Source organism: Prochlorococcus marinus str. MIT 0917, assembly GCF_027359575.1.
Taxonomy (GTDB): domain Bacteria; phylum Cyanobacteriota; class Cyanobacteriia; order PCC-6307; family Cyanobiaceae; genus Prochlorococcus_B; species Prochlorococcus_B marinus_D.
This window is the reverse complement of the sequence record NZ_CP114784.1, coordinates 415,550-440,122: the sequence shown is the minus strand read 5'-3', so window position 1 is coordinate 440,122 and position 24,573 is coordinate 415,550. Positions and strand designations below refer to the sequence as shown.

Annotated in this window: 50 protein-coding genes; 20 read left to right on the top strand and 30 right to left on the bottom strand. The window is 35.5% G+C overall.

The window, feature by feature from the left end:
* The first annotated feature begins 485 nt into the window (after nucleotides 1–485).
* Both O5637_RS02545 and O5637_RS02540 read left to right on the top strand, forming a co-directional pair.
* A complete protein-coding gene (locus tag O5637_RS02545) occupies nucleotides 486–686 on the top strand; it encodes a hypothetical protein (protein WP_269605844.1) in 201 nt (66 codons plus the stop codon).
* Between the two features lie 440 nt (nucleotides 687–1,126).
* A complete protein-coding gene (locus tag O5637_RS02540) occupies nucleotides 1,127–1,645 on the top strand; it encodes a hypothetical protein (protein ID WP_269605842.1) in 519 nt (172 codons plus the stop codon).
* A 114-nt stretch (nucleotides 1,646–1,759) separates the two neighbouring features.
* Here O5637_RS02540 and O5637_RS02535 read toward each other — a convergent pair whose 3' ends face one another.
* A complete protein-coding gene (locus O5637_RS02535; RefSeq protein ID WP_269605840.1) occupies nucleotides 1,760–2,056 on the bottom strand; it encodes a hypothetical protein in 297 nt (98 codons plus the stop codon).
* A 70-nt stretch (nucleotides 2,057–2,126) separates the two neighbouring features.
* The gene (locus tag O5637_RS02530) at nucleotides 2,127–2,294 is read right to left on the bottom strand and encodes a hypothetical protein (RefSeq protein ID WP_257473357.1); all 168 of its coding nucleotides are present in this window, start codon (nucleotides 2,292–2,294) and stop codon (nucleotides 2,127–2,129) included.
* Nucleotides 2,295–2,421: 127 nt separating this feature from the next.
* On the opposite strand from O5637_RS02530, the gene O5637_RS02525 reads away from it, so the two are divergent.
* Entirely contained in the window at nucleotides 2,422–2,577 is a 156-nt protein-coding gene (locus tag O5637_RS02525; RefSeq protein WP_269605837.1) for a hypothetical protein, read from the top strand.
* Between the two features lie 21 nt (nucleotides 2,578–2,598).
* Here O5637_RS02525 and O5637_RS02520 read toward each other — a convergent pair whose 3' ends face one another.
* The gene (locus O5637_RS02520) at nucleotides 2,599–2,757 is read right to left on the bottom strand and encodes a hypothetical protein (protein WP_269605835.1); all 159 of its coding nucleotides are present in this window, start codon (nucleotides 2,755–2,757) and stop codon (nucleotides 2,599–2,601) included.
* Nucleotides 2,758–2,934: 177 nt separating this feature from the next.
* On the opposite strand from O5637_RS02520, the gene O5637_RS02515 reads away from it, so the two are divergent.
* Nucleotides 2,935–3,201 (top strand): hypothetical protein, encoded by a 267-nt coding sequence (locus O5637_RS02515; protein WP_269605834.1) that lies wholly within the window; start codon nucleotides 2,935–2,937, stop codon nucleotides 3,199–3,201.
* Nucleotides 3,202–3,325: 124 nt separating this feature from the next.
* Here O5637_RS02515 and O5637_RS02510 read toward each other — a convergent pair whose 3' ends face one another.
* A complete protein-coding gene (locus O5637_RS02510; protein ID WP_269605832.1) occupies nucleotides 3,326–3,460 on the bottom strand; it encodes a hypothetical protein in 135 nt (44 codons plus the stop codon).
* A 194-nt stretch (nucleotides 3,461–3,654) separates the two neighbouring features.
* On the opposite strand from O5637_RS02510, the gene O5637_RS02505 reads away from it, so the two are divergent.
* Complete coding sequence (locus O5637_RS02505; RefSeq protein ID WP_269605831.1) at nucleotides 3,655–3,816, top strand: hypothetical protein; 162 nt, start codon at nucleotides 3,655–3,657, stop codon at nucleotides 3,814–3,816.
* 158 nt (nucleotides 3,817–3,974) lie between these two features.
* A complete protein-coding gene (locus tag O5637_RS02500; protein WP_269605830.1) occupies nucleotides 3,975–4,139 on the top strand; it encodes a hypothetical protein in 165 nt (54 codons plus the stop codon).
* A 12-nt stretch (nucleotides 4,140–4,151) separates the two neighbouring features.
* On the opposite strand, the gene O5637_RS02495 is transcribed toward O5637_RS02500, so the two are convergent.
* Both O5637_RS02495 and O5637_RS02490 read right to left on the bottom strand, forming a co-directional pair.
* Nucleotides 4,152–4,349, bottom strand: coding sequence for a hypothetical protein (locus O5637_RS02495; RefSeq protein ID WP_269605829.1), 198 nt, complete (start codon nucleotides 4,347–4,349; stop codon nucleotides 4,152–4,154).
* A gap of 8 nt (nucleotides 4,350–4,357) precedes the next feature.
* The gene (locus tag O5637_RS02490) at nucleotides 4,358–4,522 is read right to left on the bottom strand and encodes a hypothetical protein (RefSeq protein WP_269605828.1); all 165 of its coding nucleotides are present in this window, start codon (nucleotides 4,520–4,522) and stop codon (nucleotides 4,358–4,360) included.
* 210 nt (nucleotides 4,523–4,732) lie between these two features.
* On the opposite strand from O5637_RS02490, the gene O5637_RS02485 reads away from it, so the two are divergent.
* Nucleotides 4,733–5,143, top strand: coding sequence for an MAPEG family protein (locus tag O5637_RS02485; RefSeq protein WP_269605826.1), 411 nt, complete (start codon nucleotides 4,733–4,735; stop codon nucleotides 5,141–5,143).
* On the opposite strand, the gene O5637_RS02480 is transcribed toward O5637_RS02485, so the two are convergent.
* The 9 genes from O5637_RS02480 to O5637_RS02440 form a co-directional block, all read right to left on the bottom strand.
* On the bottom strand, nucleotides 5,120–5,401 hold the full coding sequence (locus O5637_RS02480) for a hypothetical protein (protein WP_269605825.1): 282 nt from the start codon (nucleotides 5,399–5,401) through the stop codon (nucleotides 5,120–5,122). The two genes, O5637_RS02485 and O5637_RS02480, sit on opposite strands and share 24 nt — an antisense overlap.
* A 15-nt stretch (nucleotides 5,402–5,416) precedes the next feature.
* Nucleotides 5,417–6,265 carry an LOG family protein gene (locus tag O5637_RS02475; protein WP_269606885.1) on the bottom strand — a complete coding sequence of 283 codons (849 nt, stop codon included), beginning with the start codon at nucleotides 6,263–6,265 and terminating at the stop codon, nucleotides 5,417–5,419.
* A 93-nt stretch (nucleotides 6,266–6,358) separates the two neighbouring features.
* Nucleotides 6,359–6,700, bottom strand: a complete 342-nt coding sequence (locus O5637_RS02470; protein ID WP_269605823.1) for a DUF1330 domain-containing protein — start codon at nucleotides 6,698–6,700, stop codon at nucleotides 6,359–6,361.
* 87 nt (nucleotides 6,701–6,787) lie between these two features.
* A complete protein-coding gene (locus O5637_RS02465) occupies nucleotides 6,788–7,198 on the bottom strand; it encodes a DUP family protein (protein ID WP_269605821.1) in 411 nt (136 codons plus the stop codon).
* Nucleotides 7,199–7,268: 70 nt separating this feature from the next.
* On the bottom strand, nucleotides 7,269–7,514 hold the full coding sequence (locus O5637_RS02460; RefSeq protein ID WP_269605819.1) for a hypothetical protein: 246 nt from the start codon (nucleotides 7,512–7,514) through the stop codon (nucleotides 7,269–7,271).
* Between the two features lie 296 nt (nucleotides 7,515–7,810).
* Nucleotides 7,811–7,987: a hypothetical protein gene (locus O5637_RS02455; RefSeq protein ID WP_269605817.1), complete on the bottom strand. Its 177-nt coding sequence runs from the start codon at nucleotides 7,985–7,987 to the stop codon at nucleotides 7,811–7,813.
* Nucleotides 7,988–8,182: a hypothetical protein gene (locus O5637_RS02450; protein WP_011823828.1), complete on the bottom strand. Its 195-nt coding sequence runs from the start codon at nucleotides 8,180–8,182 to the stop codon at nucleotides 7,988–7,990. It lies immediately after the preceding gene.
* A gap of 718 nt (nucleotides 8,183–8,900) precedes the next feature.
* Nucleotides 8,901–9,131: a TIGR02450 family Trp-rich protein gene (locus O5637_RS02445; RefSeq protein WP_011294554.1), complete on the bottom strand. Its 231-nt coding sequence runs from the start codon at nucleotides 9,129–9,131 to the stop codon at nucleotides 8,901–8,903.
* Nucleotides 9,132–9,462: 331 nt separating this feature from the next.
* Nucleotides 9,463–9,693, bottom strand: a complete 231-nt coding sequence (locus O5637_RS02440) for a hypothetical protein (protein WP_269605812.1) — start codon at nucleotides 9,691–9,693, stop codon at nucleotides 9,463–9,465.
* A gap of 312 nt (nucleotides 9,694–10,005) precedes the next feature.
* Between O5637_RS02440 and pstS the strand changes: the two genes are divergently transcribed.
* Together pstS and O5637_RS02430 are read left to right on the top strand one after the other, a co-directional pair.
* The gene (pstS, locus tag O5637_RS02435; RefSeq protein ID WP_269605810.1) at nucleotides 10,006–10,977 is read left to right on the top strand and encodes a phosphate ABC transporter substrate-binding protein PstS; all 972 of its coding nucleotides are present in this window, start codon (nucleotides 10,006–10,008) and stop codon (nucleotides 10,975–10,977) included.
* 105 nt (nucleotides 10,978–11,082) lie between these two features.
* Nucleotides 11,083–11,280, top strand: a complete 198-nt coding sequence (locus O5637_RS02430; protein ID WP_158466684.1) for a hypothetical protein — start codon at nucleotides 11,083–11,085, stop codon at nucleotides 11,278–11,280.
* Between the two features lie 41 nt (nucleotides 11,281–11,321).
* Here the strand turns inward: O5637_RS02430 and arsJ are convergent, their stop codons facing one another.
* Together arsJ and O5637_RS02420 are read right to left on the bottom strand one after the other, a co-directional pair.
* Nucleotides 11,322–12,584 carry an organoarsenical effux MFS transporter ArsJ gene (gene arsJ, locus O5637_RS02425; protein ID WP_269605808.1) on the bottom strand — a complete coding sequence of 421 codons (1,263 nt, stop codon included), beginning with the start codon at nucleotides 12,582–12,584 and terminating at the stop codon, nucleotides 11,322–11,324.
* A 10-nt stretch (nucleotides 12,585–12,594) separates the two neighbouring features.
* Nucleotides 12,595–13,620 carry an ArsJ-associated glyceraldehyde-3-phosphate dehydrogenase gene (locus O5637_RS02420; protein ID WP_269605806.1) on the bottom strand — a complete coding sequence of 342 codons (1,026 nt, stop codon included), beginning with the start codon at nucleotides 13,618–13,620 and terminating at the stop codon, nucleotides 12,595–12,597.
* A gap of 138 nt (nucleotides 13,621–13,758) precedes the next feature.
* Here O5637_RS02420 and O5637_RS02415 point away from each other — a divergent pair, with 138 nt between their 5' ends.
* Complete coding sequence (locus tag O5637_RS02415) at nucleotides 13,759–14,088, top strand: ArsR/SmtB family transcription factor (RefSeq protein ID WP_269605804.1); 330 nt, start codon at nucleotides 13,759–13,761, stop codon at nucleotides 14,086–14,088.
* A 90-nt stretch (nucleotides 14,089–14,178) separates the two neighbouring features.
* Nucleotides 14,179–14,397, top strand: coding sequence for a hypothetical protein (locus tag O5637_RS02410; protein ID WP_219045868.1), 219 nt, complete (start codon nucleotides 14,179–14,181; stop codon nucleotides 14,395–14,397).
* A gap of 225 nt (nucleotides 14,398–14,622) precedes the next feature.
* On the opposite strand, the gene O5637_RS02405 is transcribed toward O5637_RS02410, so the two are convergent.
* The 3 genes from O5637_RS02405 to O5637_RS02395 form a co-directional block, all read right to left on the bottom strand.
* Nucleotides 14,623–14,760 carry a hypothetical protein gene (locus O5637_RS02405; protein WP_269605800.1) on the bottom strand — a complete coding sequence of 46 codons (138 nt, stop codon included), beginning with the start codon at nucleotides 14,758–14,760 and terminating at the stop codon, nucleotides 14,623–14,625.
* 107 nt (nucleotides 14,761–14,867) lie between these two features.
* Complete coding sequence (locus O5637_RS02400) at nucleotides 14,868–15,044, bottom strand: hypothetical protein (protein WP_269605798.1); 177 nt, start codon at nucleotides 15,042–15,044, stop codon at nucleotides 14,868–14,870.
* Nucleotides 15,045–15,046: 2 nt separating this feature from the next.
* Nucleotides 15,047–15,223, bottom strand: a complete 177-nt coding sequence (locus tag O5637_RS02395; protein ID WP_269605797.1) for a hypothetical protein — start codon at nucleotides 15,221–15,223, stop codon at nucleotides 15,047–15,049.
* 165 nt (nucleotides 15,224–15,388) lie between these two features.
* Between O5637_RS02395 and O5637_RS02390 the strand changes: the two genes are divergently transcribed.
* Together O5637_RS02390 and O5637_RS02385 are read left to right on the top strand one after the other, a co-directional pair.
* Nucleotides 15,389–15,496 carry a high light inducible protein gene (locus O5637_RS02390; protein ID WP_011294533.1) on the top strand — a complete coding sequence of 36 codons (108 nt, stop codon included), beginning with the start codon at nucleotides 15,389–15,391 and terminating at the stop codon, nucleotides 15,494–15,496.
* 149 nt (nucleotides 15,497–15,645) lie between these two features.
* Nucleotides 15,646–15,801 carry a high light inducible protein gene (locus O5637_RS02385; protein WP_187146463.1) on the top strand — a complete coding sequence of 52 codons (156 nt, stop codon included), beginning with the start codon at nucleotides 15,646–15,648 and terminating at the stop codon, nucleotides 15,799–15,801.
* A 398-nt stretch (nucleotides 15,802–16,199) separates the two neighbouring features.
* Here O5637_RS02385 and O5637_RS02380 read toward each other — a convergent pair whose 3' ends face one another.
* Together O5637_RS02380 and O5637_RS02375 are read right to left on the bottom strand one after the other, a co-directional pair.
* Entirely contained in the window at nucleotides 16,200–16,346 is a 147-nt protein-coding gene (locus O5637_RS02380; protein WP_269605796.1) for a hypothetical protein, read from the bottom strand.
* A 403-nt stretch (nucleotides 16,347–16,749) separates the two neighbouring features.
* Nucleotides 16,750–16,962 carry a hypothetical protein gene (locus tag O5637_RS02375; RefSeq protein ID WP_269605794.1) on the bottom strand — a complete coding sequence of 71 codons (213 nt, stop codon included), beginning with the start codon at nucleotides 16,960–16,962 and terminating at the stop codon, nucleotides 16,750–16,752.
* A 516-nt stretch (nucleotides 16,963–17,478) separates the two neighbouring features.
* Here O5637_RS02375 and O5637_RS02370 point away from each other — a divergent pair.
* Nucleotides 17,479–17,655, top strand: a complete 177-nt coding sequence (locus O5637_RS02370; protein ID WP_269605792.1) for a hypothetical protein — start codon at nucleotides 17,479–17,481, stop codon at nucleotides 17,653–17,655.
* Nucleotides 17,656–17,773: 118 nt separating this feature from the next.
* Nucleotides 17,774–18,277, top strand: coding sequence for an alternative oxidase (locus O5637_RS02365; protein WP_269605790.1), 504 nt, complete (start codon nucleotides 17,774–17,776; stop codon nucleotides 18,275–18,277).
* Between the two features lie 55 nt (nucleotides 18,278–18,332).
* On the opposite strand, the gene O5637_RS02360 is transcribed toward O5637_RS02365, so the two are convergent.
* Both O5637_RS02360 and O5637_RS02355 read right to left on the bottom strand, forming a co-directional pair.
* Complete coding sequence (locus O5637_RS02360) at nucleotides 18,333–18,602, bottom strand: hypothetical protein (RefSeq protein WP_269605788.1); 270 nt, start codon at nucleotides 18,600–18,602, stop codon at nucleotides 18,333–18,335.
* A gap of 67 nt (nucleotides 18,603–18,669) precedes the next feature.
* Nucleotides 18,670–18,936, bottom strand: a complete 267-nt coding sequence (locus O5637_RS02355; RefSeq protein ID WP_269605786.1) for a DUF3764 family protein — start codon at nucleotides 18,934–18,936, stop codon at nucleotides 18,670–18,672.
* Nucleotides 18,937–20,352: 1,416 nt separating this feature from the next.
* Between O5637_RS02355 and O5637_RS02350 the strand changes: the two genes are divergently transcribed.
* From O5637_RS02350 to O5637_RS02340, 3 genes are all read left to right on the top strand, one after another.
* The gene (locus O5637_RS02350; protein ID WP_269605784.1) at nucleotides 20,353–20,490 is read left to right on the top strand and encodes a hypothetical protein; all 138 of its coding nucleotides are present in this window, start codon (nucleotides 20,353–20,355) and stop codon (nucleotides 20,488–20,490) included.
* Nucleotides 20,491–20,571: 81 nt separating this feature from the next.
* Complete coding sequence (locus O5637_RS02345; protein WP_269605782.1) at nucleotides 20,572–20,724, top strand: hypothetical protein; 153 nt, start codon at nucleotides 20,572–20,574, stop codon at nucleotides 20,722–20,724.
* Nucleotides 20,725–20,755: 31 nt separating this feature from the next.
* The gene (locus O5637_RS02340; protein WP_269605780.1) at nucleotides 20,756–20,926 is read left to right on the top strand and encodes a hypothetical protein; all 171 of its coding nucleotides are present in this window, start codon (nucleotides 20,756–20,758) and stop codon (nucleotides 20,924–20,926) included.
* Nucleotides 20,927–20,963: 37 nt separating this feature from the next.
* Here the strand turns inward: O5637_RS02340 and O5637_RS02335 are convergent, their stop codons facing one another.
* The 6 genes from O5637_RS02335 to O5637_RS02315 form a co-directional block, all read right to left on the bottom strand.
* Nucleotides 20,964–21,095: a hypothetical protein gene (locus O5637_RS02335; protein WP_269605778.1), complete on the bottom strand. Its 132-nt coding sequence runs from the start codon at nucleotides 21,093–21,095 to the stop codon at nucleotides 20,964–20,966.
* 2 nt (nucleotides 21,096–21,097) lie between these two features.
* Entirely contained in the window at nucleotides 21,098–21,199 is a 102-nt protein-coding gene (locus O5637_RS10795; protein WP_420063724.1) for a chlorophyll a/b-binding protein, read from the bottom strand.
* Between the two features lie 121 nt (nucleotides 21,200–21,320).
* Nucleotides 21,321–21,614: an MTH1187 family thiamine-binding protein gene (locus tag O5637_RS02330; RefSeq protein ID WP_269605776.1), complete on the bottom strand. Its 294-nt coding sequence runs from the start codon at nucleotides 21,612–21,614 to the stop codon at nucleotides 21,321–21,323.
* A 518-nt stretch (nucleotides 21,615–22,132) separates the two neighbouring features.
* Nucleotides 22,133–22,570 carry a hypothetical protein gene (locus tag O5637_RS02325; protein ID WP_269605774.1) on the bottom strand — a complete coding sequence of 146 codons (438 nt, stop codon included), beginning with the start codon at nucleotides 22,568–22,570 and terminating at the stop codon, nucleotides 22,133–22,135.
* Nucleotides 22,571–22,685: 115 nt separating this feature from the next.
* On the bottom strand, nucleotides 22,686–22,832 hold the full coding sequence (locus O5637_RS02320) for a hypothetical protein (protein ID WP_269605772.1): 147 nt from the start codon (nucleotides 22,830–22,832) through the stop codon (nucleotides 22,686–22,688).
* The gene (locus O5637_RS02315; protein WP_269605770.1) at nucleotides 22,832–23,518 is read right to left on the bottom strand and encodes a hypothetical protein; all 687 of its coding nucleotides are present in this window, start codon (nucleotides 23,516–23,518) and stop codon (nucleotides 22,832–22,834) included. The genes O5637_RS02320 and O5637_RS02315 overlap by 1 nt, the downstream gene beginning before the upstream one ends.
* Nucleotides 23,519–23,609: 91 nt before the next feature.
* Here O5637_RS02315 and O5637_RS02310 point away from each other — a divergent pair, with 91 nt between their 5' ends.
* Together O5637_RS02310 and O5637_RS02305 are read left to right on the top strand one after the other, a co-directional pair.
* Nucleotides 23,610–23,885: a hypothetical protein gene (locus tag O5637_RS02310; protein ID WP_269605768.1), complete on the top strand. Its 276-nt coding sequence runs from the start codon at nucleotides 23,610–23,612 to the stop codon at nucleotides 23,883–23,885.
* Nucleotides 23,873–24,505 carry a DUF938 domain-containing protein gene (locus O5637_RS02305; RefSeq protein ID WP_269605766.1) on the top strand — a complete coding sequence of 211 codons (633 nt, stop codon included), beginning with the start codon at nucleotides 23,873–23,875 and terminating at the stop codon, nucleotides 24,503–24,505. Before O5637_RS02310 ends, O5637_RS02305 begins: the two co-directional genes overlap by 13 nt.
* The last annotated feature ends 68 nt before the right edge of the window (nucleotides 24,506–24,573 follow it).

Here is a 24,573-nt window from a genome sequence, read left to right as displayed (position 1 = left end):
ATCATATGTGCTTAATATTTGCGAAATCCCTCTATAAAAGGTTTTCCAATAAAAAAGACCCTAGGTATGGTGTCCTACGGGTCTGGGTGATGGGGATACTATTTCTAACCCTATTTTCCATATAAATCAACCCCCCCCCTACAGATGGTGTCCATTTAAGTCTGAGGTAAAATATATGGTGCTTTAATGTTGCCTAATCTGATCGATTTGATTATTATTTTTGAAAAGCTGGGTGATGGGGATCCTTCAGCAGTTTATTTTGCCCTCATGAGATGAGGGCTTTTTTATTTCTTTTTTGTTTTGTGGTGGACCTATCCGTTTAATTATTTTTAATTAGTCTTTATATCCTTGAAATATTCATCGTGTTTGAGCATCTTGTTTGCTTGATTGTTGGTATTGCAGGCGACATATTTTAGGTGTTTTGAAATATATGACTTGACATTACCTATTGGTTCTTGCTAGTACAAGTGTACTGCTATAGGTAAATGACTCCATCTGCTTCCCCGTATACTGTCTTTAATGCTGAAGAATGGGTATCTGCCGTAGCCCAACCTATTGGAATTGGTCAATGTCTACGACTCACCCCAAAGAAACTTTCACCGTTCAGATCTTCGGTCAAGAAGAAGAGTGGCAATTCCTTGAGAAAGGGATTCGCAAAAAAACATGTTCAGCTTGCGTTTGCATGACATGTCAACATTTTCATTATTCCAGCGACAAGCATTGCTGAACCATTCTTTCTTGTCTTGTCCATCGTCGTCTTATTCCTCATGGAGACCATTTGATTTCACATTGTCTTCTTTGGATGCGGCAACGAGAGAAAGAGATTGGTTGGTGTCCAGAGGTAGTCTGACACTTTGAATAGATCAATTTGTTATTAGTGTTCTAATGCCATCTTTGATCAGCATATGAGGTCTATTAGCTTTATTGACTAGCATTGTTTTTGTATTAGTTTTTGGCTTTTCTCTCGCCCACTAGATATGCCTTTATAGTTAAGATCGAATTATTTGAAGCTATCACTTTAAGTGATATTGATAGATATATAAATATTTAGTTGTCGGTTAACCATTGACTATTGAATTAAATACCCTATATGTGATAGATGTATTAAGAAAGTAATTATTGAGTTATGTCTCAGCTATCCATCAAAGTTAGTGCTAAAGGTGATGCCTTGATTGCTACCTTGCAAAAGGAGATCTTTAACAGACGTCGTAAGAAGGTTTCTGCTTCTCAAGTCGTTGAAACCCTTGTTGAAAGTGGTGCTAAATCTCAGTCTGATAAACGTTACGCAGCTTCTTGGAAAAACCTAATTAAAGATATCGAAAAAGCAGCTAAAGTTTCTGAGGTTCATGGAAATAAGCCAGCAAATATTAGCGCTGATGAATGGGCTTTAATTCTTTCTCATCGCACACGTAAAGGCTCTGCTCCAAAAGGGTCTGCAGCAAAAAAAACCACAGCTAAAAAAGCAGTAGCTAAAAAGCCTGTAGCTAAAAAGGCAACAGCAAAGAAAGCAGTAGCTAAAAAGCCAGTAGCTAAAAAGGCTGCAGCCAAAGCTAAAGCAGAGGTTTCTGCAGTTGTTAAGCCAAGTGCTGGTAGACCTGCTAGACGTGCACGCAAAGCCAGAAAAGCACCTGAAGCTGCTAAATAAAAGCTTACCCAGACCGTCAGGCGGCATGAGAGGTTCAATGCCTCTCACTGGTATTTTTGGTAGATATCTTGTTTATATTTGTTTGGATCTGTTTGTTCAGGTAGGCCTCTTTTTTTAATCAGTAACTATTAAACCTGCATTGCATAGAGCGTTGAATACCTTTTTTTTGCGCTCCATTGTTTTTTCTGTTGGCTGAAGCATATCAAGTATGGACGCAATACAACTTATTTCATAGGAACCCTGGGAAATTAGTGCTGCATCACATATTTTATTATTAGCAATTACAGGTTCGATACCAGTGAATTTCAATTTCTGAATTGATGCTTTTAAAACTTGCTCGAGATATTCTAGTTGTTCGTTATTCAATGTCTTTCTGTCTACATAATCCATTAGAACTAATGAGGGCGTCACTACTAAATCTACAAACAACTAATTTAACTACTTTTTAGAAATATTTTGATCTCTTTGGATTTTCTATCTTTTAATTGTCTTTTTTATTCATATCGGCTTTATATGCATTGAGAGCCTCTTTAATTCTTCCTGGTGCAAAAGGATTTTTACCTTTTGCTTCTTTCTTTGCTTCTTGCCATGCATTGTCGATTTCTTTCTTTGCTATCGGATCGTTATTGAAATTTGTGTATAGCTTCATCAGATACCAAGTGCTTAAAACTAATAGTCCAAGACCTAATAAATACATGAGACTGTCTCGATAATTACGACAATCTAACCAATTGAATGGAAATTGCGCCTATAAATAAAAAAAATACGTATTCGCTATGCCACTTATCGTAGATCCTTCTAAAGATACGAGTAATGGAGTTGGGAAGATTTTTAGAACAATCAATATCACACTTGCTATCGCACTTCCTTTGTCAGCAATTTTGGTGACTATCTTTTGGGGCTTAAAACATGGTTTCAGTAGTTTCATTTGATTTCAATGGAGACATCATTTTTTATCCAAATAAAGTTTTAATGAGTTGAACAAATAATTTGATACTCCAAAATAAGATGCCACCATAAATAAATCCTGCCAGGCCAGAAGCCCAGTCATTGAATAATTTCCATGAAATGATTATCACGAGTAATCCAAGTAAGAGTGAATATGTAGCCATTATTTTGTTATCTCTTTCAAGAGACGCTTTGTGAAAAAGTTTAGAGGTCGGTATACCTAACTTTTCAGTAGTAGCAACCGAAGTGAGTTGTATTTACCGAATCATTTTCTACGGTATGCCTCATCCCTAACTAAATTAATTTAGGACAGAGTAGTTGTGTACTCCGAAAGAAAAGTTATGTACACTTCACTCTTCGATACTTTTTTCTCTGATTCTTTAATTGCACCTACCAGAACTGTTTATGTGGTTTCTGATAGTCAGCTTCAAGAGCTTAAGCGTAATCAACGTCAAGAGGAACTCGACAACATTGAGGACTCCAGAAAAAGACTAGAAGAGAGCTATAAAGCTCGTATTAAAGTTCTTGATGAACGTCAAAATGAGATAAAAGAGGAACTTAAGGCTTTGTCTCCCACAAAGGTTAAGGCTGCCCTTAATAAGAAGTAGCTGTTAGTTGGTCTGAAGAATGTGTTTCTTAGCACCTCTACTATTTAAGTGGAGGTGCTTTTTTTTAGTAAATGTTCAAATGATTTTTCTCAAAGCATTGTTTGTGCCTAAATCGATGAAAGTGTTAATTGTCTAGATTCTTTTTTTTGCTTTCTTGAAGTGCCTTGTTACCCTCTTTGAGGGTTATTCTGACCCACCAAACTGAAAGTCCTGAAATGGCGATGCCTAATGTCATTATTGAAATTATTCTTGGAGTCACTTGTTATAACCCTTAATTGCTTGGGGTTGACTTTGCTTTTTTAAGCAGCTCATTAGATGTCAAAAATTGATTTTCCCAGATTAAAGATATTTTAATTGATGACTCTAAAATAATTTAAGAGAAAGATGAGGATAAATTCACTTGCCATAGGCCTTCTTGATGGTTTAGACCGATATTAATTGAAGAGGAAATCTATGAAACTTCAAACTTCATTTAGCGTCCCCAGCGAGAATATGGGTGACATAGGTAGAAAGCACGAGTTAGTCAAAAGAGGAATGACAGCGATAGCTTCATACTGGGAGAGAGAGTGTGATTTAAATCCTTCCTCACCTGCATGTCTTATTTTTGAGGACTAGTAGTTGATAGGACATAAGGAAATATACTTTCCTTTAGCAAATAGTTAATCTTTTACTTCTCAATGAAAAGTGTTATAAAAACTTGGTTTGGATTATTACTGTCCCTATTTTTAGTAGTTAGTTTTTGCTTCCAGTCGGTTGAAGCACAGCAGGTGTTAATGACATCGGATGTTGATATTGAAAATGATCAAGGCTCAATGGATTCAAAAAGTATTGATGATCTTTTAGGCCCAGATACAAATTTTCCATTTGATCCAGCAAATCATAGAGACGGGTCTAATCCGATTAAAAGAATTGGTAAAATAAGCGATGATAATTTGTAAGTAAGTATCTCTTTATTTTCTAAGCAAAAGTTCTAAACGTTTTTTTTGTTCTTCAAGAGATTCGGTCTTTTCATTTCTTTTTGCCTCCATTCTATTTTTTATTGACTCATCAGCTTGTCTTGCGATACTTGCCTTCCTAAGGAACACAAGGATTGATATCACAGCAAATAAAAGTGCAAGTGAACCCAATGGAACTATTGTTGCGCTCATTTCTTCCATTAGTAATTACAGGCGTTATATAAACGATTAGCTTTCTGCTGATCCTCACATTTTTTTAGTTTCGTCTCTAATTCTTCCATCTCCTTTTGTGCCTGATTGATTAATTCCAATGACCATTGCCAGTTTCGCTCATTGCAATGTTGTTTTGCAGAATCCCAGTCCATGGTTGGATTACTTTGATAATGGATGATTTAGTCGAGCAGAACTCTTTATGACTCCTAGAGAATAACAAGCTTATTAACTAATTATTGTGTTTTTATCTTCTTTTTGAAAATTTTATTTGAATGAACTTTTAGGCTTATCAGTTGAAACCCAACCTTTGATCCTCACTTTGACTCTGCCTCGCTTAGGGTCGAGATATCATTTTTTATTCCATGGAAACAGCTTTTGCTTGGAGCCTTTGCCTGTCTGTCGTTGTTGTTTTGCTTTCAATTGGGCCACTAACTTATGGCCGAGTCAAAGCTGGATATTCTGCTGAGAATATGAGTGCTCCAAGGGCTTTGTTTGACGAGCTCCCCGATTTTGGTAAAAGAGCTGTTTGGTGTCATCAAAATTGCTGGGAGAGCATAACTCTTCACGCTCCTGCATGTCTGCTATGTCTTATTGCTGGTGTTGTCTCTCCTGTGGCCGTAATAGCTGCGTGGGTTCACCCAATTGTGAGGTTTATCTATATCGGTGCTTATGTTGGCGATATTCCTCCTGCTAGAGGACTTTGTTGGGCATCGGGTCTTTTATGTTCAACTCTTTTGTATAAAGAGGGCTTAACTGCTTTGATTTCTGCTTAATTGATCAACGATTAAACTTCTTGGCTTGCCAGTCTTAACAGGATTTAATCGATCAAGTACAACTGCTACTGCTGTAAACCAAGAACTTCCCTCTGGAATATTGGTTTGATTACAAATATGTTTTGGAGCTAGTTCAAGGGAGAGATTCGTATCGATTTCTTTGATTACCTGTTGATAATGTTTTTCTAAAAGCTCAAGATCCTCTTTCTCGAGAATGTTGCCTGAACAATACCAATCTAGTGATGTTTTCCAATCCATTATCAGATGATACGTTTATTGTTTGATAATGTCCCATGCTTCTGAAGCACTATCGGCGTATTGAAAGAGATTCATGTGCTCATCTGAGATAAGTCCGTGGTCTGAAAGGAATTGAAAGTTGATCACTTTCGACCAATAATCTCGACCAAATAGAATAATTGGAATTTGTGTTTTCATTCCTGTTTGACGAAGAGTTAGTAATTCGAAGAGTTCATCAAATGTTCCAAATCCCCCAGGGAAAAAGACAGCTGCAACTGATCGCATCACAAAATGAAATTTACGTAAGGCGAAATAATTAAATTTGAAGCAAAGCCCAGGAGTGATATAAGCATTGGGATGTTGTTCGTTTGGGAGACTTATATTTAAACCTATGGATTTACAGTCGGCATCAAAAGCGCCTCTGTTAGCAGCCTCCATAATCCCTGGGCCGCCACCAGTGACAATTACATGTGAATTGCAGTGTTCTTTTTGGTTTTGTCTGGAGACAATCTTTGCGAATTCTCTGGCCGAATCGTAGTAATGAGATATCGATTGTAAATTCTTTAGACGTGTTAGTTCTCTCTGTAAATCAGATGAGCTCGGATCTTTGGTGAGAGAGTTCTTCGCTAGTTCAAGTCTGTTCTCTACAGAGCTTTTATCGGTAAGGCTCGCTCCTCCAAAGACGATGATTGTTGATAAAATATTTTGTTCTTCTAGGATTTTTTCTGGTTTATTAATTTCTAGAAGCATTCGCACTCCTCTCATTTCATCACTATTGAGTAACTCTCTATCTTCATGGGCTAATTGGTAATTGTTCGAACTAATAATTAATTCAAGGTTTTTCCTGACTAGTTCTGGATCGTCACTTCTATTATGAGTGCTTATCAAAATATGCCTCCTTGAGTTTTAATGCGGTAAGGAATTAGTTCAATTCATCCATCCATGTGAAATGAATGGTGAAGTGGCTGATGCCATTATCTACATTCCCATTGCTCTTCTTAGTTTTGTAGCCTCGTCCATTCCCTCCATGATGGTGAAAGTAGAATTAACTGTCGCGGCTGTACGTAGCTTTGATAGCTCTTGATATTCACTGGATTCATAAGCTTCTACTGCTATTCGCATTGATGGGAATTCACAAATGACGGCTAGGTTTGAATCTTCAGTTTTTTCTTTTCCTACTGGGTCTGTATCTTTCGCGAATACCTCCCCACCATTTTCTTTAAGCCATGGCCCAACTTTTTCGACATATTCATTAAATAATTCTTGATTAATAACCTTTGCAGTTGAGATCCAGTACCCTTTAGCTCCTTTCTTATCCATTAACTTTTAATCAATTATGAATTTAGGATAGATCAGACTTAGCTCAAAAAATAATTTTAAAATCAATGGCCTATAAGTCTCAATAATTTATTTCCATAGACTTCTTTTTTTTAAAAGATCTTCGATATTAGGCCATGCTGCAATTAGTTCCTTGAGGGCTTGTCTATTTGGAGTGTATAACACACATGAGAAGGCACTGATGACATAAAAGATAAACCACAATTTATTGATTGAGTAAACAGAGACAAAGGAGAAGATAAAACTACCAATGAATACAAAAAATAGTGATCGATTTATCACTTCAAGTGGAGATCTTCTTAATCGTCTAAGCAATCTTTTTGTAGATTTTGTCTTTGAAAATCTTTGTGCCTCTATTTCTTCTTCTTTGATTAGTCTTTCATTTTCTTGATCCAAAATTTCGTTTGATCTAACAATATCCTCTATCTCTTGACTGGATAAGTTGTCTAGAGGCTCTGAGTCTTTTTTTATTGTTGCCATTAGTTCAACAAACTTAAAAGTTAGATAGTTATCTGTATCTACCTTACTAAAGCAAATGTTTGCCTTTTGATTAATTGCCTAGACCAGGTGGAAAAGGAAAAACTTGTTCATCCCCAAAAATATCCTCCATACTCAACTCTTCACTTTGAGACTCCATCCCCTCAGCGTCATCCTCAGGCTCCATTCCCATTTCATATGAGTCACCTTCTCCATAATCCTCTGGTGGAACCCAGCCTTGTATTACAGCCTCAGCACTATTCAATCCAGAGAAAAGAATGAATACGAATAAAACTAATTTGATTAGAAAATTTTTCATATACCCATGCTCTCATTACTTAGGCTAATGCTTGATCAGAAGGTTGATTAGCTTTAGGACTTGTAAAAATACCTTTACGATTGTCTTCTTTAGATTGAGGATTTTTTCTTTCTTATTGGTAACTGATTTTAATCTGCATTTTGTCTGACAGGTCTCATCATCCCACCTCCATCATCATCATCATCCCCAAAACCAAAAAATAGCCAGGTGATAGCAAATACAGCTAATGCCCCTGATAGCGTCAATGCTTGTAACTCGTTCAAAGCTTTTCGGCTAATTTTTCACGACCTTAGCCTTTATTTCGTTTTTTTGTTGATGAGGAGTGCTTTCTTTCTGGTTATATTGTCGAAACTTAATTTGATTACTAATGGAAGAATTAGCCAAAAGAGTGGAAGAACTTGAGCGTCGAGTCCAGCATTTAGAAGCAGTGCTGCAATACCAAGCAAGAAAAAACAAATAATCTCTGTTGGCATCTAACCAATACCTGGAATGTCAAAAGGGAGTTTGTCCTCTAGTACTACTAAGTATTTTTGGACTGCAGGAATACGAAGTAGAGCTAATGGAACAACAATATTTAGAACAATCCATGCTCCTCCAACTAATGGAGCCCATTTACCAGCTTTTTTAATGAAGCTCATTCCCTTCTCTTTCTCTGGAGTCTGATTCATGTTTTTGATTTATTGATTAGATCTTAGATAGACCCCAAACTTACTATTTTTGATCAGGTTAAGTGGAAATGCAATGGGCATTAAGGCTGATTGCGTTGAGGTGCAAATAGAGCAAAGATACGTTTGTTGAGCTCAGAGGCACCATTGATGGTCGACACTCCACCTGAGTATTTAAGAGAAGCGAACTGAATTCTGGTTCCTGCTCCAACATTCTCAATGAATAAGTAGGCTATTCGTCTGATGCGACAAGGATCAATGATTTAGGTGCGTCAATTCAGTCGAAACTCCTCTGCATCGTTTAGGTGCCCTAACGGAGTACAAAAGCCTTTCTACTAGACACTTGGCCCCAGGCCACCAATATCCAGAAGCTTCTAAAGAATCGGTAAAGGAAAAGGGCCCCCTAGGGCCCTTTTTAAATGTCTAATTTAATTAGGTTTGTAATTTCTACGGTTTCCCTGCCAAATACGTACGGTCCTACAGAACCATTGAAGAAAAGGAGATTTTAAGATAAATGTACGTCAGGCAATCAATTGCATTGGTCATCAATTGATTGGCTTCTGGGGGGGAGCACTGACGTTTTTTATTCAAAGAAACAACCTTCTAAAGCTCAGTATAAAAAGAAGGTTGTCCTGAGAAGTTCAAAAAATATAAGAACAAACCTCTATTAGCCGTGTAGGAATAATTACTCAAAAATCCTGGTTTTTATTTTCTTTAAAGATTAGTTGCCATCGCAGTCTTCATCTTTTGGCAACTGAAGCCATCCACTCGTCCACTTTGAGTATGTTTTTAATTCCGACCATGGAACTTTTATAAGAATTTCGTTGTTGTTAACTGGAAATAGTTCTACCCACCGTTCATCTTTTTTGCCTCCATAGCTTTTAACTTCAAAATGTCGATAACCTTCTCTTTTTACGGCTGAGGTCCAAGCTGCATTCGGTGGCCATCTCATCTTCTTTCTTTGTAGAGGTATTAATTAGCACTTTCATAATTTTAGTTGATACTTTCTCTAATATCTTTAAGTCGTTTTATTTCTCCATACCTATATTTAATCTATTAATAATCCATCTGTAGATATCTGTTTCCGGATTTCATGGTTTGGATATTGATCGAAATAATAACCCATGCAAAAAATAATTGAGCAAGTAATAACCACTGTTCTAATTAATTTCTTACGAAAATTAATTTGCATACTGGATATGGCGATCAAGGCATATTAGGACATATCAAGTATAATTGATATGTAATACAAAGCTTGTTCATCCTTGTGGTTGATCACTTGTCTAAGAATCCATCCAAGTCAAGAATTTTAATTGTTGAAGACGATAAAAGCATTCGTGAAACACTCCGTGAAGCTCGTCTCCATCTGCTGAGTCTGTATTAGAACCAATAGTGAAATTAACGCTGCTTCCTAATTTTGAAGTAGGACTAAATGCTGTATCAGCATTTACTGCTATCGGCGCCATAAGGCCGAATGCTGCTGGAGCTATTAATAAGCTCTTAAATAATTTCATCGTGTCCTCACACAGGATAAAAGTAAAATTGGATATGAGATCCAAAATGAAATTTATAGGATGTACATTTAGACCTGACTAAAGATACGTAAACAAATGATTAAATTTTGGCCAAGTTTTATTTAAATTATTTCCTTGAAAATTCGCGTTATTTTAAGTTCATTCTTTTTTAAAAAGTAAATTAATCTTGGTTAATCGAAAGGTTATGAATAGATCAAGAAAAATTGATGAATTGCTAATTTGATTTCCAATGACAAATATTTTGATCAATTAGATGCTATGAAATAAGAGCAAGTTTTTTTATTAGGCCTCATGACCTTCGCTAAGAAGGCCCTCACCTTTACTTCTTTGCTTGCAGTGGGCGCAGGCATGTCCGCAAATGCGGCTAGTCGTCTTAGTGGAGCAGGTGCATCCTTTCCCGCTAAAATCTACACTCGTTGGTTTTCTGATTTAGCTAAAGAAGGTGGACCTCGAGTCAACTATCAAGCTGTTGGTTCAGGTTCTGGCCGTAAAGCTTTCATTGATGAAACCGTTAACTTCGGTGCTTCTGATGATCCAATGAAAGCAACAGATATTGCAAAAGTTACTCGTGGATTAGTCCAAATCCCAATGGTTGGTGGAACAATCGCCTTTGGATACAACTATGAATGCGATCTTAAACTTACTCAAGAGCAAGCTGTTCGCGTTGCTATGGGTAAAATCTCAAATTGGAAAGAAGTTGGTTGTCCTGCAGGAAAAATGACATGGGCACATCGCTCTGATGGCTCCGGTACAACCAAGGCTTTTTCAAACTCTATGCAAGCTTTCTCTAAGACATGGAATTTAGGAACAGGTAAATCTATTGCTTGGCCTGCTGGTGTTGGTGGAAAAGGTAACGCAGGTGTTGCAGGCGTAATTCGTAATACTCCTGGTGCAATTGGTTATGTAAACCAGTCATATATTAGAGGTGTAATTAAACCTGCCGCTCTTCAAAATTTATCTGGTGAGTTTTTAAAGCCAACAACAGAAGCAGGAGCAAAAGCTCTTAATGGTATAAAACTAGATAAAAATTTAGCTGGTAAAAATCCTAACCCAAAAGCTAAGGGTGCATATCCAATCGCTACGCTTACATGGATTCTTGCTTACGAGACTGGTAATGGTAGAAATACTAAAGCCGTCCAAGAATCACTTAACTACCTGCTAAGTGATAAAGCCCAGGCTAAGGCTCCCCCTCTTGGATTTGTACCTCTTAAAGGTGATATTCTTGCCAAGTCTCGTGCTGCGGTTAAGCGTATTGGTAAATAAATTAAACCTCATGCTCTTATAAAGGAGGCATTAGCCTCCTTTTTTTATTGTCTGTTTTTGCTTGCTAGTAACTTCTTAACTTAAGCTTAAAAAAAGCTCTTTAATATGAAAAAAAAAGAATCAATGAATAATTGGAAGGAAATAGTTGGATCACCCATCTGGTGGATTCCAGTTTCACTACTAGTTCTATTTATTTCGATTGAGGGATTACATCTTGCCGAGCATGGTAAAAACTGTAAAACGAAATCAGCTTGGATGAATGAAGTTGGACTTGAATATGACAGAGAATCAGAGGTTCAGTAGTCCTTCTTTCCCTTGATATTTAATTTTTTTAATTGAAGGTCTTAGGAATTTTTTATAGCTTTTGTATTTGATACTGGAGGTAGTCGTAAACTAGTCAACAATGAGATAAATACAAATAGGCTTGAACACCATAAACATAGTTGCATTCCTATAGAGGCATTAGCTCCAAGCATGAATAAAACTCCTGATAGGAGAGTACCAATCAGTCTCCCTGCCGCATTTGCCATGTAATAGAAGCCTACGTTTAGACTCACGTTTTCCTTGTCCGTATAAGCAAGAACCATATATGAATGTATTGATGAGTTCATTGCAAATATGAACCCAAATAATATCAATCCAGCTGTAATTGCTATTTCTGGATTGCTTTGTCGCCATAGTGCTATTGCTATTAGCGCTGGTATTGCAGTTAAGGCAGCGCTCCAGAATTGAACAGAAGAAACTCCTGGGCTTGTTTTATTTCCCCATAAATTTCTTAAAGAGGGCGCAAACGCTTGAATAAAACCATAACCAATAACCCACAATCCTAGAAAAGCTCCAATCTCAGAAAAATTCCAATTTAGATACGTTTCAAGAAAAACAGGTAGTGCAACGACGAACCATACGTCTCTTGCCCCAAAGAGAAAAAAGCGTGCAAAAGAGAGGACATTGATCCCTTGAGATTTAGAAAATAAGTCTTTAAAGATTGGTTTGTTTTTCATCTTTCCAATATCTCCAGGCAAAATTAATGTCATTAGAAATGACAGACCTAAACCGATAGCCATTAATTCAACTGCTTTATTAAATCCAAAACTTGTAAGCAAAAGTCCACCAAGAAAGAATCCAACTCCTTTGAGAGCATTTTTTGAACCAGTTAAGATAGCTACCCATTTAAATAATTGATTATTTCCACCATCTTCTTCTGAGGAGTCTGGAACGACAGTTTTGATGGCACTTTTAGCACTCATCTTATTGAGATCTTTTGCTATGCCACTAATCGCTTGAGCAACCATGACATAAATGACACTCAAAAGTTTCGACCAACCACTTGAAACGGGTATCAACATCAATAAGGCGCCGATTTGTAAAAGAGTTCCTCCCCAAAGTGTTAGACGTAATCCATATCTTGCTCCTATCCAACCTCCATAGAGATTAGTGATGACGCCAAAGAACTCATAGAAAAGGAATAAGAATGCAATTTCTAATGTTGTATATCCAAGGCTATGAAAGTGAAAAATCACTAGCATTCTTAGAGCACCATCTGTCAGTGTGAATGCCCAATAGTTGGTCGTTACTATTCCATATTGTTGCAATGCAGTTAATCGCATGTTTTTATTTTTAGCCTTTTTCGAGATTTATGACATGGCAAACGAGATCTGCCATTCGACAGCTATAACCCCATTCATTGTCATACCAAATATAGACTTTCAGTTGAGTTTTATTGACCACCATGGTTGAAAGAGCATCAATGATTGAGCTTCTCGAGTCATTGACATAATCGATTGATACAAGTGGCTTTTCTTCGTAACCAAGTATTCCTTTTAGTTCTTGTTCGGAAGCTTTTTTGAACACATGATTGACTTCTTCTTGCATGACCTCTTTTTCTAATTCAAATACAGCATCAGTTAAAGATCCATTGAGGAGAGGAACTCGAACTGCATGACCATTTAATTTTCCTTGTAATTCAGGGAATATCATCCCTATCGCTTTTGCTGATCCTGTCGTTGTTGGAATTAAGCTTTGTGATCCGCTTCTGGCTCTTCTTAAATCTGGCTTAAATGAATCAACGATTACCTGAGTATTTGTTAGGTCATGGAGTGTAGTGATGCTTCCATGCTTAATACCAAAGGTTTGATTAACGACCTTCACGACAGGAGCTAAGCAATTAGTTGTGCAGGATGCTGCTGTTACTAAGCGATGTTTATTGGGCTCATATAAATCATGATTAATACCGTAGACGATATTTAGAGCATCCTCTCCCTGTATTTCACCTTTAACAGGACATGCAACGACAACTCTTTTCATTCCAAGAGTATCGAAATATGGATTTAATGTTTGAGGGGTTTTGAATTTTCCTGAACATTCGAGAATTAGTTCTATTCCTTTTTCCTTCCATGGCACTTTTGTGAAATCACTTTCTTGAGAAAAAGATATTGGTTGACTTTCAATACTCAGGTTGTTTTGGTCGTTGCTTATTGCTTTGTTCCAACGACCATGTACTGAATCAAATTCAAGTAAATGCGCAGCTCCCTTTGCATCACCCAATGGATCGTTGATATGTGTAATCTCGATATTTTCTCTACCCCAGAGCGCTCTTAGAACAAGTCGTCCTATTCGACCGAAACCATTAATACCGATTCGCATAACGTGTAATTGAGTTGATTGAGTGAATCAATAAAGGATTATATTCCTCATATCAATTTATATTGATGTATAGAGGTTTGTCGATGCAAGCCTTTTCTGCGGTTTGTTTTATCATGTGATTATATTTTTCCTTCTGTGATGGCCACAGCGACAAAGAGCGAAGTAGTTCTTGAAAATGCAATGGCTAGGAAATTGCTAAAAGCTTTATCTGATCCATTGCGATTGCAAATCATTGAGTCTCTTTCAGGAGGAGAACGATGTGTTTGCGATTTGATCAATGAAATTGGATTGGCTCAATCGAAAATATCTTTTCATTTAAAAGTTTTAAAAGACGCAGGTTTGATTACCGATAGGCAGACTGGTAGATGGGTTTATTACCAATTGAATATTGACTCATTAAATTCTTTGCAAGATTGGATTGAACTGTTAAAAGAAAGCTCGCAACAACCATCTCAAGCTTGTAATTAAAGCAATCAATTTTAATCTAGCTATCAATTGATTTACCTCTATTCAGAATTGTTCTAATAATTTTTAGGTAATTATTTCTACTAGGTATCAATGGATACTCTTTTATGCTTGGATAGTTATCATATTCTTATTACATCAAGATTTTTTGATATGAGCAAGAAAATCTCTAAGAAAGCCAGTGCTATTAGAACAATTTCTCTAGCGGTTGGTTCTCTAAGTCTTCTCGTTATTGCTGTTTCTCAAGTTACAGGCAATGAGGCCTGCACAAGCAATGCTTATTCGATTGAAAATCAAATAAGACTTTCTTGATTTTATTTTCAATCTGAATATGTTTAGTGCTTGATTTTTTTAGGTGAATTTTTCAAGAGATATTTTTATTACTAGTTTGATCATTGTGGGATCCTCTTCGATTGTTGGTTATTTTTACCAACTTCAGATTGCTATTGGATATGCATTGTTTAACGTGTTGGTACTGCTTATTTGGTCAAAACTCGCATCTCGCTAAACCTTCATTCATCCCGACTCATACATAAATTATCCTTGGTCTTGTGAAAAATCTGCTAGTTCCATTATTTGTTTAAATTCGTCCATCTCTTCATCCGAAACACCAGTTTTCTCCTGAAGTTCTTTTAATAAAGCATCTATTTTTCTTTTGATATTTTCTTCGCTCAAAATTTTTAATTAAATAGATGACTAATTATAGATTCAATTCACCCTAAACCTGTTAAAAGACGACAAATTTTTGTTGTCAATTAGTACATATTATTTTGGTAGTCAATTCAGGCCTGTGCTCCATCTGCTACACGCATCGTCATTCCTCCATCCATGTCATCATCATCGTTGTTGTCCATTATTGCCTTTCCAACCTCATAAAGAAGATAAGTCCCAACAATGACTAGAACGAAAAGGAAATTAAAATCTCCTGAGTTTGAAGCGTATGTTTGAATTTCACCCATAATTATCCTCTGTTAAACAACCCTCTTCTCTTTGGTTGTGGCTTAGCTGCTCTAGTTCCACGAGACTGCTGCATTTCAGCTTTAGTAATTGGCTTACGATTTTGGAAAGTATCCCAACCAAGTAAAGCCACAGTTCCAATGGCTCCAAAGAAAAGAACTACACCTGGTATTAAATCCATCTAGTTGAATTAAGTTCAACAAAGTTAGTGGAATTGTTATTTAGACCGTGGATAAAAAATATTGCTTCAGCTAATACCCCTGATAACTTTTGCTGTGTACGGGTGCCCCCTTTACATTCCTTTACTTTTCCTTTACATTCATGGCCATTATTTGAGTTTAATCTCGTGACTCCAGAAGCAGAAAAGTTTAATGGTTGGATGGCAATGATCGGCTTTATTGCTGCTTTCGGTGCTTACGCAACAACAGGTCAAATCATTCCAGGTATTTTTTAGGTTCTTATATGATTTCTAGTAACCCAGTTTCTGATCAATCAATAGATCCAACTGATAATCAATCAGAAGGACAATCTGTTGATCCAACAGGAATCCCTGCTTACAGTTCTGCTTCTAACCAGATCATTACTGAATATGGCAAGCAAAACATGTTTGCTACCCAAGTACAAACTCAATTAGTTGAAAACTATTCCAACTACCCTGAGGAAGCAGAAAAGACCAATGGCCGTTGGGCAATGATTGGAATGATTGCTTTACTTGGCGCTTATATCACTACTGGTCAAATTATTCCTGGTATATTCTAAATAGCTTTAGACAGATCAATCTTCATATAAATCTAGAGATTTTTCTCTAGATTTTTTTTGTTCCATTCGAGCATTTAATCCATTTTTTCCAGTTTTTGCAAAATAAAAATTTAAATAAGAAAAAAATGCCAAAAGCAATCATGTTAGGAATAGTTCCTCCAATAATCTCACCTTGTCCAAGCAAATTAATTCTTAGGAAATACGATCACTGATCATCCTTATCAATGGCGCAATTGACCCTATTGCAAGCACTGCAAACATAACAAAAATGATTATTTTTGATTCCCATTTTTCCATGAAAATGGTTTAGCTAATTACCACTTATATCTGTTGATTTTTTATAGCTTTCGAAAAAATTAGTAATTTATTGTCAATCAATACTTTCAATAAAAAGATAATCAGTCTTTACCGGAATTTTTACCAAAACCTGGAATAAAAGGAAATGCTTGATCATCTCCAAGGTCTGGGGCAGCACTAGTTTTCGAATCATCCAAGGCATCACTCGACTCTTCGATCACAATACCCATAGAGTTGTCTTCATTCATATCAGAATCCATTTGCGCCGCCACTACATGGTTGATTCCTGAAAAAATAGTTGTCGAACTTAAAAAAACAGACAAAGCTAAAAAGCTAGCAGCCCTAAATATTTTTTTGAGCATGGATATAAATCAGTTATAAACAATCTAACGTCGGTGTTCACCCGAACGCGTTAGGTCTGAATACTCAATTAATGAGATTCAGTTAGATAACAGGAGTTGTAGCAATTGTTGAAACTTCTGAGAAGATTGCAACAGCCATGAATATGTAAGGAACTAATTTCATTGTTTTTGTGAATATGTATTAAGCATATATGCTTATCATCTAATCAGTGGTAGCTGATTGTACGGTTCTCGCCCCATTACTATAATTAAATTTGTTTGTGGCTATAAAAATATCTGATAACTAATATCAATTGCTATCACTGTTTTGTTGGATCGCTTTTTTTGCAAGATTCTCTAATTGATCAGGTGAAACTGGTGTCGTTTTGTTTTTTTCTTCTTTTAATCCTCTTAGTAAAGAAGTAATTATTGCCAGTCCTAAAAATGCACCTAACCCCAACCAAAAAATTCTTTCTACTAAGAGTGCTGTGGGATTACCAATTGCATCAGTTACTTGTTCCATCTTTTCGATTTTGAAAAAAAATAAGGATCAGAATAGTTTTTCACTAATTTTGCCTTAATCCATCTTTGAAATTACGTGGAGAAATTCATGGCATAAAAAAACCCTCAAATTTGAGGGAGAAGATACTGAGAGATCCCCATCACCCAGTAATTCGAAAATACTACTCGCTGTGTACATATTACGCAAGCTAATCATTCCAGATATGGGTCATGTTTTCTGTTTTTTTAATCTTTTTAACACCAGATATGGTAGGGGTTGCAATTTGGTTGAAAAACAGTTAAAAATAAGATCCCCATCACCCAGGCCTGTAGGACACCATACCTAGGGTCTTTTTTATTGGAATTGCTTTTTATTTAGAACTGGGAGTTATTTAGTGACTCTGAAGCTGTGGAAAACTATGACAGCTTGAAGTAATTTATTTACACAAGTTTCGATTAGATAAACATTCACTTCGTGCTAACCGTAACACTAAATATTTGTAGATCAGTTAGGTTTATGCAAACAATTTTCTGATACATGTCTGAGCTTCAGCTAGTTGACTCATTTCCCATCTGGAAAGCTGTTTTATGGTGTTTCTATCCTATGGCTGCTCTAGTTCTCGTAGAACTCATTTCAAGAGCTCTTCCAGACGATGATGACGATTTCGGTGGAGGAAAGATGATTCCTGCTTACCAACCTGTTCGAGCAAGATAGATTTAATTATTAGTCTGCTCACCTATTCAGCTCCAGTCGTTATCGATAGTTAAATAAATATGTTATGGCTAATATTCTTTTGTTAAGTATTTATACTTAAATTGTGATCTAAGGGATTATGGAAAAATTTAATTCATTTGTTTTAGATTTTAGTGTATGTGTACTTGATCGAATCTACAAAGGTAGACCTATCCAACGTTTTTGGGTTCTTGAGGTAATTGCTAGAGCCCCTTATTTTGCATTCTTATCTGTTTTGCATTTACAAGAGTCGCTTGGTCTAAAGACTCCTTTAAGTAACAAGCTTATGAAGGCTCATTTTTACCAAGCAATCAATGAGACGGAGCATTTAGAGGAGATGGAGTCACGAGGCGGCAATACATATTGGGTTGATCGATTTCTTGCCAGGCATTTAGTGCTCTTCTATTACTGGGTAATGGTTTCTTATTACTTACTATCACCGTCAAATGCATACGATATCAATATAAAAATTGAAGAGCATGCGTATGAAACTTATGCAAATTATCTAACCGTTAATCCAAACGATCAGAGGATACGTGAAATTGCTCAGGATGAGGTCAATCATGCGAACGAATTAAAAGAAGCAATTGCTTTAATAAGTTGAGACGTCAACTTATTGTTGGTATTAATAATGATAATTATTCCTTGAGGTTTTTAAATTATCTAAAGCAAGCATCTCCAACAATTCTGAGCTTCTCAATACGAGTAAGGTTCTCTCTCTTTAGCAATGTTTTAGGGGAAACAGCTAAGCCTACTTTGATTCTGTTTGGCAATGATTCAACTAATGATTCAATATCTGTTAAGTCTTCATTAGAAGATGCAATAACATCTTTTGTGCATTCCCAACCTTTGGTCGTAATAATTTGAGGCCATATAAACCAAAGACCGCTAAATGCTCCGAGAATTAAGAAAAACAGATTTCTAATCATTGTTGAGGTTTAATTGAGACTAATCTTTTGACTTGATTCTTTATTTATAACTAAGCAATGTGGATCCTCAAGACCATACACTAGGTTCTGCCGTACTCATGACTGCATATTTTCTTTCAAATATTTCAATGTTCTCTTGTATATGTTTCCCAAAGACACCCTCTAAAGCTTGAACTACAACGATCCCTTTTTCAGGATTGTTTTTGCTGACACCTCTGAAAATCACCTTTATTCCTTTGGCTGATCTCGCTGGAGCCTCTTCGTTGTCAAACCTTCTCATCCATTCATCGTAAGGTACATTCACATCAATTGTACATACAGTTGTTTCAAGCATTAGGTGAGAAATAAAGTTATTTCTTCAATTTAAAATCTTCTACCTTGCCTTCAATAACGCATCATATTGGTGGCCCAAAATCAATAAATATATTATCGGATATCTTTAAATATTCTGTGATAGATGAATTCTCCCTATGCCACGCCAGCAAACTATCGTGTTCCTTTACTAAGCGGATCGTATTAGTAAATTGCTAAAACTACTTTGAATTGGGAAGTGTTTGGAATATGCATCACAATTTAAGATACAAAAATCGAATAAAAATATCTTAAAGTTTTCTGGGTATTCCCTCCAGTTCTGACTTTTTAACTCTTCAAGCTACGTTTCACTAAGTTTTTTCGTATTTGCATATACGTAAGACCCGTCGTCTAAGTATTTAGGGATATTTTTATTAACCGAGCTTGTTGATTCATTTGAATCAGTAAAAAATGCTTCCTTAGATGAATCAAAAAATTCTATTTTTTGATGATCAGTTCTCATCCTTTAGCTATTTCTCCGAAAATGGTTATTTGATCTTGTTTACTTGTTTGTTCTCTCAACATATTGATGGTTTGATTTGAGATTAAGTCTTATACCTCAAGCTTACTATTTTTGATCAGGTTAAGTGGAAATGCAATGGGCATTAAGGCTGATTGCGTTGAGGTGCAAATAGAGCAAAGATACGTTTGTTGAGCTCAGAGGCACCATTGATGGTCGACACTCCACCTGAGTATTTAAGAGAAGCGAACTGAATTCTGGTTCCTGCTCCAACATTCTCAATGAATAAGTAGGCTATTCGTCTGATGCGACAAGGATCAATGATTTAGGTGCGTCAATTCAGTCGAAACTCCTCTGCATCGTTTAGGTGCCCTAACGGAGTACAAAAGCCTTTCTACTAGACACTTGGCCCCAGGCCACCAATATCCAGAAGCTTCTAAAGAATCGGTAAAGGAAAAGGGCCCCCTAGGGCCCTTTTTAAATGTCTAATTTAATTAGGTTTGTAATTTCTACGGTTTCCCTGCCAAATACGTACGGTCCTACAGAACCATTGAAGAAAAGGAGATTTTAAGATAAATGTACGTCAGGCAATCAATTGCATTGGTCATCAATTGATTGGCTTCTGGGGGGGAGCACTGACGTTTTTTATTCAAAGAAACAACCTTCTAAAGCTCAGTATAAAAAGAAGGTTGTCCTGAGAAGTTCAAAAAATATAAGAACAAACCTCTATTAGCCGTGTAGGAATAATTACTTAACATCTATTACTCATAGTTATAGTTATTTTCTTTGAGGTATTGATTAGAAATTTTAATATAGGCAAACCTATTATTATCATTATTTTTTTATTGAAGTATACCGAAAGGCAATTACCCCTATGGGTCTTTACGGTCACTGAGACTGATTGGTAGTGGTTAAATTTGCATCTGATTTTAATTTTCCATGTCTAAAGAAACTTACCAAGAAATTAAAAGAATCAGTGGAGAAGAATTAAAAGAGTTGTTATCTAATTTGGAAAATGTTTTTGATCTAGGTACTGGTACTTTATTGAAGGATAGTTATTTCGCTTCAACAGATTAGTACGTTACTGTTTATTGCTTTTGACTTGCTGAATTTGTCATTTGATTTTTTTCCTCTACATTTGAAAAAATCAAGTTCCTAATGAATCATTTTTTGGCAACCTATATAGATTTTGTTCAAAGTGTTGGCTTTATATTTTTAACGACCATGGCAGTTTTAATCACAAGGAAACTATTTTTAGACAATAAAAAAGATAATTACATTGAAGTTGTGAAAATTGAAGTTGACGAATGAATTTTTTGCTAGAACTTAAAAAAATAGGAAAATGCCAAAAGCTTTTGAGGAGTTTAAATTCTCTGATGATCAAAAAACAGGAGCAGTGTCAGTATTTTGGGAGAACGTTCACCTTGCAGCTAAGGCCTTAAAGGAAGACACTAATTGCCCCAACGAGATCATTGCTAGTGGTTTAAGAGCCGTTGCGGCTGAATGGGATTGATTCTGTGGTTATCTAATTAATTAGGAGTCATTAACATCTAATTTTGTTTGGACTCGTCATTTGATTCTGAATTCTTTATGTCTTCTTCTTTCTTAAATTGCTCCATGGCTTTACTGCCTATCGCATCTTCGATTAATTCAAAAAACCAAGTTTTAATAGGGTTAGCCATTCTTAACGAATCAGACAGTTTGTGAATAACCAGATAGCAACGATAAACATAGCTACTCTTCCGTGAATAACTTCTGATCTGCTTAGACGAGCAAAGATAGTCATTAATTACCATTCTGGTATCTCTTTTATATCAGTAGTGAGCTAGATATGCATGGGTAATTGTTGGGATCTTTCTTTTGTCTTAGGGTTTTAAACCTTTTCTTAATGCTATTAAATTCTTTCGCTATGAGCCTCTTACACTTTCCACTTTTTCTTTAAATAATTGCTTCTTATCTGTACGTGTATTTACTTTTAATGTTGTATAGACACGTGGAACACCTTTGATATGAACTGCCTCATGGCATTTCTTTACGCATTCAAAAACTTGATCCCACTCCCCTTCAATTGCAGTTCCATTTGGACCCAGTTCATACTCAAGCTTATGTTCCTCAATAATTGATAAGCACGTCTTTATGTATGGAGATAATGAGACACCTACCCCTATTGGTACTAAGCAAAGATCTATGCTTACCCACATATCAACTTAAGATTGACAGCATTTTTAAATTCTAGCTAGTAATTTTTCTACTTAAAGTCTTGTTAAATAAATGCTTTATACAAAATAATTATTCTAGGCCGGTTATTACTAATGTTTTTGCGTAGTTATTGATCTCGTCCTCTTTGTGATTTTTATTACGGTATAAAAAATATTTGAGATCTATGAATAACAATAAAATTCAGGTTCTGCCTTTTTTCATTATTACCTTTGCCATTCTTATTAGCGGCGTTACTGTTGTCTTTACTTAAGTGGTTGTATTTATACTTCCTGTTAGATTAAGAGAACAAATTAAATAAATATTTTTTTAATGAATTTTGCCACGATTGCAATCATTACGATTATTTCTACTATACTTTTATACATGATTTTTTTAGTGATTGGGATTGGAGGTGTTGCCAAAAACCGCAGAGCCCAAGGCCTTGATCAAAGTAAAAGAAGTAAAAATAGTCCATTTCGGACATAGTTGATTAGTATTTTATAGTTTTAAATCTATCTTCTTATCCTCTTCCTTTTTGACAAGTGCCTATTAATGTTCTATTCCTTTGAGGGGATTCAACTGAGTATGTTCCATGATTTCCATTTATTTTGTAGATATTCTTGACGCTGTTTCTATTATCTCTGTGCGTAATTGTGTATGAATTACGTCTAATCATAGTCCTTCCTTCTTTTTTTATTCCTTTATCATAAATAGTAGATATTAATCCATCTAGATTAATTGTTAGGTAGCTCGTTTCCCAATCTGGTTTTATTAGAGGACCTCTATTTATTTCATATTTACCAACACATTTTAGAAAAAGTTCTTCCGATCTAGTTTGTTGCAATGGTACCAAGAGTAATCCTGATAGCAATACCAAATTGAAATGAAATTTCTTACCATGAATATACTTAAATAAGGTGTTGATATAAGGAATTAGAATTTTAATATCTTTATTCATATCTTTCTTGCATTAAATCTTGCTTTTAACGAGTTTAATCTAAATCCCTATTTTGTAGTTGTTTGTTTAGTTACTCACAACTTTCTTTATCGTTAAAATCGTCAGTGAAAATAACTTAATCTTTCTTTCCTCTTAAAATCATTGTTAGTGGTACGCCTACTGTAAATAGTATTCCTATGGTTAAGATGGTTAATCCCATCGGGGAAAGGATCTCTACTCCTCCCATTACTTGTGAGGCTTTTTGCGCTGTAGCAATAATCATTAATTTATGGCGTATGCCCAGGGTATTGATAGGTTATTTTCTCCAAGATACTTTTGCAATTTTCTTGAATTGATTTTCAATACTAGTCCATTTGTTGGATAGCTTTTAAATAACTTACCCTCTCTCCAGCATTGAAGATAGATTTCGATATCTGAAATGAAGTTTGTAAATTGAGTTTGAGGAATTTCAAATTTTAGATGTTTTAACTCTTTAAGTGATTGAAAATGATTTATATTGCAATGACATATTTGAAAAGCGCAAAATTTTAGTCTTTTAGACTGCGATATGAAATTATGAATTTCTATAAATTCAGTTTCATTTTTTCTAGTTGAGAAATTTAGATCGTCGTAAAGAACTCCTTGTATTTCTATTGTGTTTTTAATCGGTAGGCTATCAGGAATAATTTTCAAAGACTTGACACTTTCTGTAATGTCCATACTATTTTTATTTATCACCTTTTCTAATTCTCCATTGATATATTGAATGCCAATGATTGATCCAATAATTTTTGGTTCTAAAATTATTCTTGTATTCGGAAGAAATGTCTCCAACCATTCACGGATATTTCCTTGTCCTAATGATAAGAAGGCTTTTCTTCCATATTTGTAATTACAGATAGAATTTTCTGGAGATATTCTTTCAAGATTCCTTATAAGGTGATTTGATACCTCATTTTCTTCTCTCATTTTTCAGTCCTACATTTAATCAAATTAGTTTGCTTTATACAATGGTAGGCGTATTTAATATAGATAAATTTTGTTTTTTGTAAGATCTGAAATGAACCGATATCATTGCCCTTTCTGCTCTTCTCGTTATCAATTTCATAAAATCAGTAGTGATGGTGTTTTGTTTTGTGGCCTCTGCGGTGATCCATTAGTTAAAAAGCCCTTATTAAATTCAAGACGAATTATTGGAGCAGTTGCCTCATCCGCATTTATAGCTCCTTTACTAATAATGATTATTTTTGTTATTAAAGATTTTTCTAAGGAAAAACATCCAAACAATTCCAATTCATTAGCCTTGTTAACTATTGATAATTCATGGACAATATAAATCCCGACTATCGCCTAAATTTTCCTGCCACGACAAGGAACCGTGATTTCATCGCTTCAGTTTTAAGCAATTTTATTTCTCCTAATAGCTTGCTTTTAGAAATAGCCAGTGGTAGTGGAGAACATGGAGTTTTCTTTCAAAAAAAATTCCCATCAATTACTTGGCAAACTAGTGATCCCGAATTTTTACATAGAAAAAGTATTACTTCATGGATTTTGCATGAGGGGCTTTATTCAAAAATGCCGGAACCTCTTGATCTTGATGTAGAAATGCGTCCTTGGCCAATTACTAATCGACTTGGGGATTTAATTAAAGGAATTGTTTGCATAAATATGATTCATATCGCACCATGGAGTTGTACAAGATCTTTGTTTGAACAATCAAAGAATTTTTTAGATCAAAGTAATTTTTTGATGCTCTATGGACCTTTCTTAAGAAAAGAGAAACAAACTTCAGAAAGTAATTTGAATTTTGATCAATCCTTAAAAATACAAAACCCGCTCTGGGGGCTTCGTGACTTAGAAAATGTTAACGATATTGCATTTGAAAATGGATTTAAACTTGATAACGTAATTGATATGCCAGCCAATAATCTTTCAGTCATTTATCGCTTAAAGTAAAATTTCACATAACCTTTCTTCGTTCTACTAAGAATTCCAGAAATTTGGTAGATGAGATAGGAGAATAA